Source organism: Nocardioides ginsengisegetis (genome assembly GCF_014138045.1).
In the GTDB taxonomy this organism is placed as follows: domain Bacteria; phylum Actinomycetota; class Actinomycetes; order Propionibacteriales; family Nocardioidaceae; genus Nocardioides; species Nocardioides ginsengisegetis.
This window is the reverse complement of record NZ_JACGXA010000001.1, coordinates 1,769,856-1,783,528: the sequence shown is the minus strand read 5'-3', so window position 1 is coordinate 1,783,528 and position 13,673 is coordinate 1,769,856. Positions and strand designations below refer to the sequence as shown.

The following is a 13,673-nucleotide window of genomic DNA, read 5'->3' as shown; positions in this document are numbered from 1 at the left end:
CGCCCCGGTGAGCACCCCGTGAGCGGGCCCCAGACCTTCGACCTCGTCGACGTCGATCCCTTCGACCTGCCCGCCTGGCTCGGCGAGAGCGACGTCGTCTGGGAGCCCGACCTCGGCGTCCGGACCGGCCACCACGTGCTCGGCCGGCTGACCAGCGCCGGCGAGGACGAGCTGCCCTGCGACCTGCTGGCGGTCGACGAGGCCTACCCCGTCCCGGTCGCCGACGACCGCGCGCGGCTGCACGCCCACCAGGCCTGGCGGCACGGCCAGATCCTTCTGGTCACCGTGGAGGGCCGGCTCACGATGGCCGTGCCCGGCACGTCCTTCAGCGCCGACGTCGTCCTCGACGCCCTGAGCCGGCTGGCCAAGGCCGTCGGCGCCTCAACGGACCGCTACGCCGCGCTGCTCCGCATCGGCTCGGAGAAGCACCGTCGTTCGCGCTGATCGCACCCCCTCCGGCCGCTAGTCTCGGCGCGTGACCGGCAGCTCCCGCGAGATCGCGCTCCTCACCAACCCCACGTCGGGCAAGGGCAAGGGGGCACGGGCCCGCGCCGCGGTCCTGCCCCGGCTCCGCGCGGCCGGCATCGCCGTCCGCGACCTCCAGGGCGGCAACGCCGACGAGGCCCTCGACCTGGCCCGCCAGGCCGTCGCGGACGGCGTCGACTCGCTCGTCGTCTGCGGAGGGGACGGGATGGTCCACCTGGGCGCCCAGGCCGTCGCCACGACGTCGACCAGCCTCGGGATCATCCCGGCCGGCACCGGCAACGACGTCGCGCGCTACTTCGACATCCCGCGCAAGGACGCGCTGGCGGCGGCGGACCGGGTGATCGCGGCCCGCACCCGCACGATCGACCTGGCCCGCAGCGGCTCGTCGTACTTCGTGACCGTGCTGGCGGCCGGCTTCGACGCCATCGTCAACGAGCGCGCCAACCGGATGACCTGGCCCAAGGGGCAGATGCGCTACAACCTCGCCACGCTGGCGGAGCTGCGCACCTTCGAGCCGCTGCCCTACACCCTCGAGCTCGACGGCGTGGTGCATCGCCTCGACGCGATGCTCGTCGCCGTCGGCAACGGTCCGTCCTTCGGGGGCGGGCTGCGGATCACCGAGGGCGCGGTCCTCGACGACGGGATGCTCGACGTGGTGATCATCAAGACGATGACCAAGCCCGACCTGATCCGCACCTACCCCAAGCTCTTCAAGGGCACCCACGTCACCCACCCGCAGTACGAGCACCACCGGGTCCGTACGGTCACGGTCGCCGCGCCCGGCATCGTGTCCTACGCCGACGGCGAGCGGTTCGGCCCGCTGCCGCTGACCATCGAGTGCGCCCCCGGAGCGTTGACCGTCCTCTGCTGACCTCGCCCGTAGGGTGGGGGCCATGAGCACGGCCGACGACCTCTCGCCGGCGGAGCGGTACGCCGACTACCGCAACGGCCGCAAGCACCCGGTCTTCCGGGCCTTCGAGAGCCTCTACTCCTTCCCCCTCGACGACTTCCAGGCGCGCGCCTGCCACGAGATCGAGGACGGGCGCGGCGTGCTGGTCGCCGCGCCCACCGGCTCGGGCAAGACGATCGTCGGCGAATTCGCGGTCCACCTGGCGCTCGAGACCGGGCGCAAGTGCTTCTACACGACGCCGATCAAGGCGCTGTCCAACCAGAAGTACAACGACCTCGCGGCCCGCTACGGGCCTGACCAGGTCGGCCTGCTCACCGGTGACAACTCCGTCAACGGCGAGGCGCCCATCGTCGTGATGACGACCGAGGTGCTGCGCAACATGCTGTACGCCGGCTCCCGGACCCTGCTCGGCCTGGGCTTCGTGGTCATGGACGAGGTGCACTACCTCGCGGACCGTGCCCGGGGTGCGGTGTGGGAGGAGGTGATCATCCACCTGCCCGAGTCGGTGGCGCTGGTCTCGCTCTCGGCCACCGTGTCCAACGCCGAGGAGTTCGGCGAGTGGCTGGCGACCGTCCGTGGCGACACGACCACCATCGTGGAGGAGAAGCGGCCCGTGCCGCTCTACCAGCACGTCATGGTCGGCAAGCGGCTCCTCGACCTCTTCGCCGACTCCGACGTCGACGCCAAGGCGGGCTTCGTCAAGGAGGGCGCCCCGGTCAACAACGAGCTGCTCCGGATCGCCCGCGACGACTGGGCGTCGAGCCGGATGAAGGACCGCCGGTCCCCGCGCGGCCGCTCCCAGGCCGGCGGACGGGGCGGCAGCGGTGCAGGCAAGGGCGGCGGGCCCAAGCAGGTCGGCAACGGCCGGCGGGTCTGGATCCCCAGCCGCTACGACGTCATCGACCGGCTCGACCGCGAGGGCCTCCTGCCCGCCATCGTGTTCATTTTCAGCCGGGTCGGCTGCGACGCGGCCGTGACCCAGTGCCTCAACGCCGGCATCCGGCTCACGTCGCCGGAGGAGCGCGACGCGATCTACGAGTTCGTCGAGGAGAGCTGCCGCCACCTGCCGGAGGAGGACCTCCAGGTCCTCGGCTACCACGACTTCCTCGACGGCCTGACCCGCGGCGTCGCGGCGCACCACGCGGGCATGCTGCCGGCGTTCAAGCAGTGCGTCGAGGAGCTCTACCTCCGCGGCCTGTGCAAGGTCGTCTTCGCCACCGAGACCCTGGCGCTCGGCATCAACATGCCCGCCCGCACCGTCGTCATCGAGAAGCTGACGAAGTGGAACGGCGAGACCCACGCCGACATCACGCCGGGGGAGTACACCCAGCTCACCGGCCGGGCCGGCCGCCGGGGCCTCGACGTCGAGGGCCACGGCGTCGTGCTCTGGCAACCCGGGATCAACCCGCGGGAGGTCGCGGGTCTCGCCTCGACCCGGACCTACCCGCTCCGTTCGTCCTTCCGGCCGTCGTACAACATGGCGGTCAACCTCGTGCACCAGTTCGGCCGCGAGCGCTCGCGCGAGCTGCTGGAGCAGTCGTTCGCCCAGTTCCAGGCCGACAAGGCGGTCGTCGGGCTGGCCCGGCAGCTCCGCAAGAGCGAGGACGCGCTCGACGGCTACCGGGAGGCCGCCACCTGCCACCTCGGCGACTTCATGGAGTACGCCGCCCTCCGCCGCCGGATCAGCGACGCAGAGAAGGGCGCCGCGAAGTCGCGCCGCAACGACCGGCGCGAGGAGGCGCTCGCCTCGCTGGCACAGCTGAAGCCGGGTGACGTGATCGAGGTGCCGACCGGCAAGTTCGCCGGCTTCGCGGTCGTCATCGACCCGGGGTTCTCCGCGGAGGGCCCGCGCCCCTACGTCGTGACCGCCGACCGGCAGGCCCGGCGGCTGGCGATGATCGACTTCCCGACGCCGGTGGCCGCGGTGACCCGGCTGAAGATCCCGAAGAACTTCAACGGCCGCAACCCGCAGATGCGCCGCGACCTCGCCTCGGCGCTGCGGTCCCGCACGCACAACCTCACCTCGCCCCCGACCCGGCCCGGCAAGGCGCCGGTCGACAGCGGCACCGAGCGCGACGTGACCCGGCTGCGCAACGAGATGAAGGCGCACCCGTGTCACCAGTGCCCCGACCGCGAGGACCACGCCCGCTGGTCGGAGCGGTGGTTCAAGCTGGACCGGGACGCCAAGACCCTCAAGCGCCGTGTCGAGCAGCGCACCAACACCGTGGCGCGGCAGTTCGACCGGGTGTGCGAGGTGCTGACGGCGCTGGAGTACCTCGACGGTGACGAGGTGACCCCCCGCGGGCGGCACCTGATGCGGCTCTACTCCGACATGGACCTGGTGGCCGCCGAGTCGCTGCGCCACGGCCTGTGGGACGGCCTCACGCCCTCCGAGCTGGCGGCCGCGTTGTCGGTCCTCGTCTTCGAGGCCCGGCGCCCCGACGACGCCAGCTCGCCGCGGATCCCCGGCGGCCCGGTCAAGCCGGTCGTGGGGGAGATGGTGAAGCTGTGGGGCGAGCTCGACGCGCTGGAGCGCGAGCACCACCTCGACTTCCTGCGCGCGCCGGACCTGGGGTTCGCGTGGGCGGCGTACCGCTGGGCCGAGGGCGACGACCTCGACGACGTCCTCGGGGCCATCGAGCTCGCGGCCGGCGACTTCGTGCGCTGGATGAAGCAGCTGCTCGACCTGGCCGGCCAGGTGGCCGACGCGGCCGGCGACGCCGAGCTGCGCGAGACCGCGCGCGAGGTCGTGAGGCGGCTGCGGCGCGGTGTCGTGGCCTACTCGGGACTGGCCGACTGATCCAGCCGCTGGTCTGGTCCGCTTCGTTACGTCCCTGTTGCGGGAACCCGTGAGTCCGGGGTGAACCGCGATTTACCCCAGGTTGGTGCTGGTGCGCGGGGCCGCGGCGCCCCTAGATTCATCGTGTGGTCCCAACGCCGGCCCACTCATGAGTCCTCGGACCGGGGGGTCGTGCGTGTCCCGGAAGTCGCGAGGGGAACAGCAGGGGTTCGTTCCCTTCTGTGGCTCGTCGCTCCGGGTGGGACTACGGCGCACGACCGCCGATCACGGTCTGCGCAAACATCCAGGCCACCGGCCGATCCCCTGTCGGACCCGGTGACCTGCGAGGCCGGTGGACGGCCGATCGGGCGGACGTCCACCGGTCGCCGCTCTGCCCGTCAGTCGCCCCGGACCGCGCGGGCCAGAGCGTCGTCGAGACCGGTGTCGCCGCCGACGAGGTTCCACTGGTGCCCCACGCTGAGGTCCTCGTCGACCAGGCGGGCCACCACCGCGGCGACATCGGCGCGCGTGACGTCGCCGCGCTCGACGTGCTCGCCGAGCTCGACCAGCCCGGTGGCCGGGTCGTCGGTCAGGCGACCGGGTCGCAGGATCGTCCACGCAAGATCGCTGGCCCGCAGGGCCGCGTCCGCGTCGCGCTTGGCCTCGACGTAGGCCCGCCAGACATCGCCGGTGTCCTCGGGCAGCGGCGCGTCGACGCCGATCGCGGAGATCTGGATGAAGCGACGGATCCCGGCGAGGCGGGCCCCCTCGATGGACTTCAGCGAGCCCTCGAGGTCCACGGTCCGCTTGCGCTCGATGTTGCCGTCGGGGCCGCCGCCGGCGGCGAACACGACGACCTGACAACCCTCGAAGGCCGCGGCGAACGCGGCGGCGTCCTGCTGCTCGACGTCGAGCATCCGCACCTCCGCCCCGAGGCCCTCGAGCTCGCCCCGATGGGCCTCGTTCCGGACCAGGGCGACCGGCTGGTGACCGGCGGCGACGAGGGGCTCGTGGAGGAGTCGGGCCACCTGTCCGTGGCCCCCGACGACTGCGACATGGCTCATGTCCCCCGACTGTACGGCGCGGCCCCAGCCGGGACCGGACGGTCATTTCCGACCCGGCGGGCCCCGTGATCGGCGTACGGTCTCGGGTGCGGGCGCCGCGCTGCCCGCATCGGTGGCGGGTGACGAGGGAGAAGCCGATGGACGACCACACCGGGTTGCTCGTGATCGGCGCCGGTCCCTACGCCTACGCCGCGGCCGCGCACGCCCGGGCGCACGGCATCCCGACACGCATCCAGGGCGAGCCGATGTCGTTCTGGCGCCGACGGATGCCCGCCGAGATGTTCCTGCGCTCCGGCCCGGACTGGCACCTCGACGCGGCCGGGGAGCACACATTCGCGGCCTACTTCGAGGACCGTGGCCTCAGCTCTGCCGAGCACGACCCGATCCCGATCGGCGTGTTCCTGGACCACACCGACTGGTTCGCGGAGCAGAAGAAGCTCGACGTGGACTGGCGTCTGGTGACCGCGCTGGAGCCCCTCGACCACGGCGGTTTCGTCGCGACCCTCTCCGACGGCTCGCGGCTCGGCGCCGAGAAGGTGCTGGCCGCGCCGGGGGTGGGGTTCTTCGCGGATCTCCCCGAGTGGGTCACCGAGGTGCCGTCCGACCGCTTCTCCCACACCAGCGACCTGGTGACCTTCGGCGACCTGGCCGGCGCCCGGGTCGTGGTGGTGGGCGGGCGACAGAGCGCCTACGAGTGGGCGGCGCTGCTGTGCGACCACGGGGTGGCCCGGGTCGACCTGGTGCACCGGCACGAGGTCCCGGCCTTCGAACGAGTCAGCTGGGGCTTCGTGGACGACTACGTCGAGGAGACGCTGCGCACCCGCGGCTGGTGGCGCGGTCTGTCCGACGCGGAGCGGGCCGCCATCGCGACGAGGTTCTGGCAGGTCGGCCGGCTGACCCTCGAGCCGTGGCTCGTGCCGCGGCTGCTGCCCGACGTCGTACGCCGGCACCCGGGGACGGCCGTGACCCACGTCGGCAACCGTCCCGACGGCACGCTCGTGCTCGAGCTCTCCAACGGCAGCCCCCTGGAGGCCGATCACGTGGTGTTCGCCAGCGGCTACCGCGCCGACCTCGCGGCCGTGCCCTACCTCGCCGGCGTGCTCGACCAGGTGTCGGTGACCGACGGCTTCCCGGACCTCAACGAGGGCATGGAGACGACGCTGCCGGGGCTGTTCGTGACCGGCTTCACCGCGACCCGGGACTTCGGCCCGTTCTACGGCTTCACCAAGGGCTGCCCGTCGGCGGCCCGGATCGCGGTGGGGGAGATGCTCAGCGTGCGGTGAGGACCTCGACGAGCCGCTGCATCGGGCTCTCCAGCCCGTAGCGCTCGGCCAGGGCCAGCACCCGCTCGGGGTCGCGGGGAGTCCGGGGGAGCGCGGTGGCCGGCGTACCGAGGTCGATGTCGCGCGCGACGGCGACCACCGTGGGCGCGACCTCGAGGTAGTCCAGGGCGGCCTTGATCTTGCCGCGGGGGCCGGGGCCCATGTCGGCGTCGGGGTCGTGCGCCGCCGAGACGATGCCGTCGATGTCGCCGAAACGCTCGAGCAGCGTCGCCGCGGTCTTCTCGCCCACGCCCTTGACCCCCGGCAGGCCGTCGGACATGTCGCCGCGCATGGTGGCGAAGTCGGCGTACTGGTGGGCGTCGATGGCGTACTTGGCCCGCACCCACTCGTTGGTGACTCGCTCGTGGTTGCCCACGCCGCGGGCGATGTAGAGGACCCGGACGTCGGCCTCGTCGTCGACGAGCTGGAACAGGTCGCGGTCGCCGGTGACGATGTCGACGGGCTGGCCGGCGCCGGTCGCGAGGGTGCCGATGACGTCATCGGCCTCGTAGCCGTCCGCGCCGACGACGGTGATCCCGAGCGCGTCGAGCACCTCGAGGATGATCGGCACCTGGACCTGCAGCGGGTCGGGGACCTCCTCGACGTCCGGCGCCGCCCCGGGCACCTCCTCGACCACGCGGTGCGCCTTGTACGACGGGATCAGGTCGACCCGCCACTGCGGCCGCCAGTCGTTGTCCCAGCAGCAGACGAGGTCGGTCGGGCCGTAGTCACCGACGAGCCGCGAGATGAAGTCGAGCAGCCCGCGCACGGCGTTGACGGGAGTGCCGTCAGGGCCGCTGATCTCGGGCACGCCGAAGAACGCGCGGAAGTACAGGGACGCGGTGTCGAGCAACATCAATCGGCCCGTGTCGGTGCTGGTCACGGGCGGCATCCTGCCACGTCGCGACCGCTACGCTTCCGGGATGAGCACGTCCGACGTCGAAGCGACCGACCGCAAGATCCTCGAGCTGCTGGCCACCGACGGTCGGATGTCCTTCACCGACCTCGGCAAGGCCACCGGCCTGTCCACCTCCGCCGTCCACCAGCGGGTCAAGCGGCTCGAGTCGCGCGGGTTGATCAAGGGCTACGTCGCGATCGTCGACCACGACCAGATCGGGCTGCCGCTCACGGCCTTCGTCTCGATCCGCCCCATCGACCCCTCCCAGCCCGACGACTCCCCGGACCGGCTCGCCGACATCCGCGAGATCGAGTCGTGCTGGTCGGTCGCCGGCGACGAGTCCTACATCCTGAAGGTCCGCGTGGCCACCCCCGCCGCCCTCGAGGACCTGCTCGCCCGGATCCGGTCCGCCGCCAACGTCTCCACCCGGACCACGATCGTGCTGTCGACGCCGTACGAGAACCGGCCCGCCTAGTCCGACCGTGCAGCGCCCAGCCCGGGAGTGCCGAGCGTTGCCGTTTGGTCCCCAACGGCACGTTTCACGCGGTCGAACATGCCGTTGGTGACCAAACGGCATCGCTCGTCGTGTCGGACGGGTCGGCGGAGCGGCCTGGGGCGCGCCCGGGACCTCCGACCCGCCGGCAGCTCACCGTTTGGTCACCAACGGCAGGTCCGGACCCCGATTTCATGCCGTTGGGGACCAAACGGCATGCCCGGCCGGCCCCCAACGGCCCTCAGTACGCCTGCAGCGCCGCCATCCGCCGCGAGGCCTCGGCGACCTCAGCAGCCTTCAGCTCGGACGCGTCGAGGTCGGCGTGGTCGGCCCACCACTGCTGGCCGGCCTCGGGGAGGGTGTGGATCGGGTCGTAGTACTCGTAGGTGCGCGAGAGGGCGTCGGACGCGGTGGCCTCGATGGAGGTCCGGTAGTTCTTCGTCCAGTACGAGATGCCCCGCTCGGTGTCGTACGACGAGACCTGGTGCACCCAGCGCTTGCCGACGAACGGCACGTCGCAGACGATCCGCGGGGTGGCGAAGCCGGGGAGGTAGCCCATGATGTGGTGCTGCAGCCGCTGTGCGTCGGCCACCGAGACCCGCCAGTGCTCCGAGAACGGGATCATGTCGCACATGTAGAAGTAGTAGGGCATGATCTGCGCGCCGTCGAGCAGCCGGAAACACAGGTCGAGCAGCGCGTGCGGGTCGGCGTTGACGCCGTTGAGCAGCACGCCCTGGTTGCGCACGTCGCGCACCCCCGCCTCCAGCATCGCGGCCGACGCCTGCGCGACGATCGGGGTGATGGAGTTGGCGTGGTTGGCGTGGGTGTGGATCGCCAGGGACACCCCGCGCGATCGGGCGAGGCCGGCGACGCGAGCCATGCCGGCGCGGACGTCGTCCTGCAGCCAGTGCTGGGGGAGGCCGATCAGGGCCTTGGTGGCGAGCCGGATGTCGCGGATGTTGTCGACCTCGAGCAGCGACATCAGGAAGGCCTCGAGGCGGGGCCACGGCATGTTGGCCACGTCGCCGCCGGAGACCACCACGTCGCGCACCTGCGGCGTACGGCGCAGGTAGTCGAGCATCGACTCGAGCCGGTCGTTGGGCTTGCCCACGAACTTGAGCTTGTCGATGGTCGGCGTCGAGTTGCCGACCAGGTCCATCCGCGTGCAGTGCCCGCAGTACTGCGGGCAGGTCGGCAGCAGCTCGGCCAGCACCTTGGTGGGGTAGCGGTGGGTGAGCCCCTCGGCCACCCACATGTCGTGCTCGTGCAGGGAGTCGCGGGTGGCGTGCGGGTGCGAGGACCAGTCGGTACGTCGATCGCTGAACACCGGGATCATGTAGTGGCGGACCGGGTCGGCGTAGAACGCGTCGGTCAGCGAGCCCGGGCCGGCGGGGCTCGACTGGGGGACCATCGTGTTCATCATCTGCGGCGGCACCAGCATCGACATGGTCGCCCGCTCGGCCTGGTCGCGCTCGAGGTCGGCGTAGAACCGCTCGTCGACGAGGTCACCGAGCAGGTCGCGCAGCTGCTTGACGTTCTTGATGCAGTGGGCGCGCTGCCACTGGACCGAGGCCCAGTCGGCCGCCGTGACGTCCTTCCAGCCCGGGAACCGGGTCCAGTCCGGCTCGACGAGCTCCACCCGCTGGTAGGGGTAGGGCTGTCCGGTCTCCAGACCAATCGCGGTCTCGATGCTCATGGCGTCTCCTGTGCGGCGCGTCAGTTGTGAGAGCTGCGGCTCCTCTGTCAGAGTACGAGGAGATTGTTCGGCCTGTCGAATGACACACCGCAACATTTCCTGTCCGCCACCAGTTTCGACGGAGGACCAGCGGCCATGGCGCCCCGTTCCAGTGATCCGACCGGCCTGCACCGCGTCCTCGACGACGCGACCGTGCTGCCCCAGGCGGCCCAGCGGCTCGACACCACCCGGACGCTGTGGCCCGACGAGGTCCGGGTCCGCGTCGAGACCCTCAACCTCGACGCCGCGTCCTACCGCCAGCTCGAGCGCAAGCACGGGGGAGGGGGGGAGGCCATCCGGGCCGAGGTCCTCGACATCGTCGCGAGCCGCGGCAAGATGCAGAACCCCGAGACCGGCTCCGGCGGCATGCTCGTCGGGGTCGTCGAGGAGGTCGGCCCCGAGTCGCCCCTCGGCCTGGCCGTCGGCGACCGGATCGCCACCCTGGTCTCGCTGACCCTGACGCCGCTCGTCATCGAGGACGGACTGGCCCGCTGGGACGGCCGCGGCGAGCAGGTGCCGTGCGACGGCTACGCCGTCCTCTTCGGCCGCTCCATCGCGGCCGTCATCCCCGACGACCTGCCCGCGGCGCTCAGCCTGTCGGTGATGGACGTGTGCGGCGCCCCCGCGCTGACCGCCCGGGTCGTCGCGGGCTACGAAGCCCCCATCGTCGCCGTCATCGGCGGCGGAGGGAAGTCGGGCTCGCTCAGCCTCGCCGCGGCGTGGCAGGCCGGGGCGGCCCGGACCATCGGCGTGGTCCCGCACGAGCGCGAGGCAGCACTGCTCCGCGAGGCGGGCCTCGCCGACGAGGTCGTCGTCGCAGACGCCCGTGACCCCATCGCCCTGCGCGATGCGGTGACGGCCGCGGGGGGGCCGGCCGACATCACGGTCGTCTGCGTCGACGTGCCCGGCTGCGAGGGCGGCGCGATCCTCGCGACCGCCGACCGCGGCACCGTCATCTTCTTCTCGATGGCGACCTCGTTCTCGGCCGCCGCACTCGGCGCCGAGGGCGTCGCCGCCGACGTCACCATGCTGGTGGGCAACGGCTACGTGCCGGGCCACGCGGCGTACGCCATGGAGCTGCTGCGCACCCACGACGGCGTACGCCGGCTCTTCGAAGGACGTCTGGAGGCCCTCGCATGACCCGCATGACCCGGGGCAAGCTCGACCTCGACCCAGCTACCGTCAAGCAGGCCCGGGCACTGGCCCGCAAGGCCGGCCGCCCGATCGTCACGATGGCCAAGAAGCACACCACCGTCGCCGTCGAGCGGGCCACGCTGCGCCTGGCCGGCCTCGAGGGTGCCGACGCGGAGGGCACGCCCTGGGTCAACCGGCTCATGGACGTCGTCCGCGCCGACACCGGCCTCGAGCACGGCGTCGCGCTCCCGGTCTGGGACGCCCTGGTCCGCGGCGAGGCCGACGACCTGTCCACACTGGCCCAGAAGGCCTCGGCCGGCTCGGTCACGTTCCGGCTGCCCGAGGGCAAGGACGCCGAGCGCGCCCGCAAGGCTTCGCGCACCCAGGTCGGCCGCGGCATCAAGCGCATCGACGCCCGCCGCGTCGAGCGCGACCGACTGATCAAGCGCTTCGGTGACGCGCCGCGCAAGCCGTGGATCTACCTCATCGTCGCCACGGGCGACATCCACGAGGACATCCCACAGGCCCAGCAGGCGGCCCGCGAGGGCGCGGACATCATCGCGGTGATCCGGTCGACCGGGCAGAGCCTGCTCGACTACGTGCCCGAGGGGGCGACCCGCGAGGGCTTCGCCGGCACCTACGCGACGCAGGAGAACTTCCGTCTGATGCGCGCCGCCCTCGACGAGTCCAGCAAGGAGCTCGGCCGCTACGTCCGGCTCACCAACTACGCCTCGGGCCTGTGCATGCCGGAGATCGCGGCGCTGGCCGGTCTCGAGCGGCTCGACATGATGCTCAACGACTCGATGTACGGCATCCTCTTCCGCGACATCAACCCGATCCGGACCTTCGTCGACCAGCGCTTCAGCCGCCAGGTCCACGCCCGCGCCGGCATCATCATCAACACCGGCGAGGACAACTACCTCACCACCGCCGACGCGGTCGACGCCGCCCACACCGTCACGACCAGCCAGCTCCTCAACGAGTACTTCGCCAAGGAGGCCGGCCTCGAGGACTGGCAGCTCGGCCTGGGTCACGCCTTCGAGATCGACCCCGAGGTGCCCGACTCGTTCCGTCTCGAGCTGGCGCACGCGATGCTCGCCCGGGACCTGTTCCCGAACGCCCCGCTCAAGTGGATGCCGCCCACGCGGCACATGACCGGCGACGTGTTCCGCGGCTACCTCCTCGACGGGTTCTTCAACCTCGTCGGTGCGCTGACCGGCCAGGGCATCCTGCTCGTCGGGATGATGACCGAGGCCGTCGTGACGCCGTGGCTCTCCGACCGCGACCTGGCCCTGCAGAACGTCCGCTACGTCATGAACGCCGCCGGCAACCTCCACCAGGACTTCCGCCCCGAGCCCGACGGCTTCATCGCCAACCGGGCCCGCCAGGTGCTGGGGGAGTCGATCGACCTGATGGGCCAGATCCTCGACCACGAGCACGGCCTGCTCGACGCGATCGCCGACGGCACCTTCGGCCTGATGAAGCGCCCGCAGGACGCCGGCCGCGGCCTGGACGGCGTGGCGAAGAAGTCCAGCGCCTACTACAACCCGGCGTCCGAGCTCCTGGAGGAGAAGTGAGCACGATCGTCCGCCCGTACGGCGACACCACCGGCGACGGGATGGTGCAGCTCAGCTTCACCCTGCCGATCCCGCACTCGAAGGTGGCCGAAGGGGCCGCGGCCCAGCTGGCCAACAAGATGGGCATGGACCCGGCGCTGGTCGTGCACGCCAAGCCGATGGGCCCGGACTTCACGTTCTTCGTCGTCTACGGCCGGGTGCACCACCTCGTCGACGTCAGCAAGGTCGAGGTCGTCGAGCGCGACTACCCGCTGCTGACGCCGAAGGAGGTCAACGCCGCGGTCAAGCGCAGCCTGCGCCGGCGCCTCGTCGTCGTGGGTGCGTGCATCGGCACCGACGCCCACACCGTCGGGATCGACGCCATCCTCAACATCAAGGGGTTCGCGGGGGAGAAGGGGCTGGAGTACTACCGGGAGGTCAAGGTCGTGAACCTCGGCGCCCAGGTCTCCGTCCCGCAGCTCGTCGAGCGGGCTCGCGCCGAGAAGGCCGACGCCGTGCTCGTCTCCCAGGTGGTCACCCAGCGCGACGCCCACCTGCTCAACACCCGCGAGATGTCCGCGGCGTTCCGTGAGTCCTACCCCTCCGACCGGCGTCCGCTGCTCATCGTGGGCGGCCCCCGCTTCGACGAGTCCGCGGCCGCCGAGCTCGGCGTCGACCGGGTCTTCGGCCGCGGCACCACCCCGGGCGAGGTCGCGTCGTACCTCGTCGCCCAGCTCGCTCCCACCCCGTCCACGAGGAAGGCATCCTGATGGCCCCCCACGAAGGCGCCGTGGTCGGCACCCGCGTCGTGCACCGCCGCTACGTGCCCTACTCCCACGCCCACTACGCCGGCAGCCTGGTCGACGGGGCCTACAGCCTGGGCCTCTTCGGCGACGTCGCCACCGAGATGTGCATCCGCACCGACGGTGACGAGGGACTGTTCGCCTCCTACTCCGACGTGCAGTTCCGGGCGCCCGTCCGCGCGGGCGACGTCCTGGAGATCACCTGCGAGCTCACCCGTGTCGGCACCCGGTCGCGGGTCATGGACTTCGCCGTGTACGTCGTGGCGCGCGGTGCCGCGACCGAGGCCGCACCCGGCGCGGCCGAGGTCCTGGCCGAGCCGTTGCTCGCCACCAGCGCGACCGGCACCGTCGTCGTCCCCGGTTGACCCGAGGTCCGCCATGCGGGACGAAGCGGTCCGGACATCTGGACCGCTCCCGCGTTTCACGCGGGACACGCCGGGGCCGCGAGAACTTTTGCGTCCCGGATTCGTGACCCAGGTCACGCTCCTGACCT

At 71.7% G+C, this 13,673-nt stretch carries 12 protein-coding genes; 9 read left to right on the top strand and 3 right to left on the bottom strand.

Annotation, left to right across the window (positions count from 1 at the left end):
* Positions 1–18: 18 nt before the first annotated feature.
* From FB382_RS08465 to FB382_RS08455, 3 genes are read left to right on the top strand one after another with little or no spacing between them, the layout of a single operon-like run.
* Positions 19–444 (top strand): hypothetical protein, encoded by a 426-nt coding sequence (locus FB382_RS08465; protein WP_125036064.1) that lies wholly within the window; start codon positions 19–21, stop codon positions 442–444.
* Positions 445–475: 31 nt separating this feature from the next.
* Positions 476–1,357: a diacylglycerol kinase gene (locus FB382_RS08460; protein ID WP_182538363.1), complete on the top strand. Its 882-nt coding sequence runs from the start codon at positions 476–478 to the stop codon at positions 1,355–1,357.
* Positions 1,358–1,379: 22 nt separating this feature from the next.
* Positions 1,380–4,196 (top strand): DEAD/DEAH box helicase, encoded by a 2,817-nt coding sequence (locus tag FB382_RS08455; protein ID WP_182538362.1) that lies wholly within the window; start codon positions 1,380–1,382, stop codon positions 4,194–4,196.
* 377 nt (positions 4,197–4,573) lie between these two features.
* Here the strand turns inward: FB382_RS08455 and FB382_RS08450 are convergent, their stop codons facing one another.
* On the bottom strand, positions 4,574–5,239 hold the full coding sequence (locus FB382_RS08450) for an SDR family oxidoreductase (protein WP_182538360.1): 666 nt from the start codon (positions 5,237–5,239) through the stop codon (positions 4,574–4,576).
* A gap of 137 nt (positions 5,240–5,376) precedes the next feature.
* On the opposite strand from FB382_RS08450, the gene FB382_RS08445 reads away from it, so the two are divergent.
* Positions 5,377–6,522, top strand: coding sequence for an FAD-dependent oxidoreductase (locus FB382_RS08445; RefSeq protein ID WP_182538358.1), 1,146 nt, complete (start codon positions 5,377–5,379; stop codon positions 6,520–6,522).
* Here FB382_RS08445 and FB382_RS08440 read toward each other — a convergent pair.
* Positions 6,509–7,417 (bottom strand): 5'-3' exonuclease, encoded by a 909-nt coding sequence (locus tag FB382_RS08440; protein ID WP_182541418.1) that lies wholly within the window; start codon positions 7,415–7,417, stop codon positions 6,509–6,511. The two genes, FB382_RS08445 and FB382_RS08440, sit on opposite strands and share 14 nt — an antisense overlap.
* 67 nt (positions 7,418–7,484) lie before the next feature.
* Here FB382_RS08440 and FB382_RS08435 point away from each other — a divergent pair, with 67 nt between their 5' ends.
* Entirely contained in the window at positions 7,485–7,934 is a 450-nt protein-coding gene (locus FB382_RS08435; protein ID WP_182538356.1) for an Lrp/AsnC family transcriptional regulator, read from the top strand.
* A gap of 259 nt (positions 7,935–8,193) precedes the next feature.
* Here FB382_RS08435 and FB382_RS08430 read toward each other — a convergent pair whose 3' ends face one another.
* On the bottom strand, positions 8,194–9,648 hold the full coding sequence (locus FB382_RS08430; RefSeq protein ID WP_182538354.1) for a KamA family radical SAM protein: 1,455 nt from the start codon (positions 9,646–9,648) through the stop codon (positions 8,194–8,196).
* 135 nt (positions 9,649–9,783) lie between these two features.
* Between FB382_RS08430 and kdd the strand changes: the two genes are divergently transcribed.
* The 4 genes from kdd to kal are packed head-to-tail and all read left to right on the top strand — an operon-like array spanning position 9,784 to position 13,545.
* Positions 9,784–10,827: an L-erythro-3,5-diaminohexanoate dehydrogenase gene (gene kdd, locus FB382_RS08425; RefSeq protein WP_182538352.1), complete on the top strand. Its 1,044-nt coding sequence runs from the start codon at positions 9,784–9,786 to the stop codon at positions 10,825–10,827.
* Entirely contained in the window at positions 10,824–12,398 is a 1,575-nt protein-coding gene (gene kamD / locus FB382_RS08420; protein ID WP_182538351.1) for a lysine 5,6-aminomutase subunit alpha, read from the top strand. The genes kdd and kamD overlap by 4 nt, the downstream gene beginning before the upstream one ends.
* Positions 12,395–13,147, top strand: coding sequence for a lysine 5,6-aminomutase subunit beta (kamE, locus tag FB382_RS08415; RefSeq protein WP_125036055.1), 753 nt, complete (start codon positions 12,395–12,397; stop codon positions 13,145–13,147). Before kamD ends, kamE begins: the two co-directional genes overlap by 4 nt.
* Positions 13,147–13,545 (top strand): 3-aminobutyryl-CoA ammonia lyase, encoded by a 399-nt coding sequence (gene kal / locus FB382_RS08410; RefSeq protein ID WP_182538348.1) that lies wholly within the window; start codon positions 13,147–13,149, stop codon positions 13,543–13,545. The genes kamE and kal overlap by 1 nt, the downstream gene beginning before the upstream one ends.
* Positions 13,546–13,673: the final 128 nt, after the last annotated feature.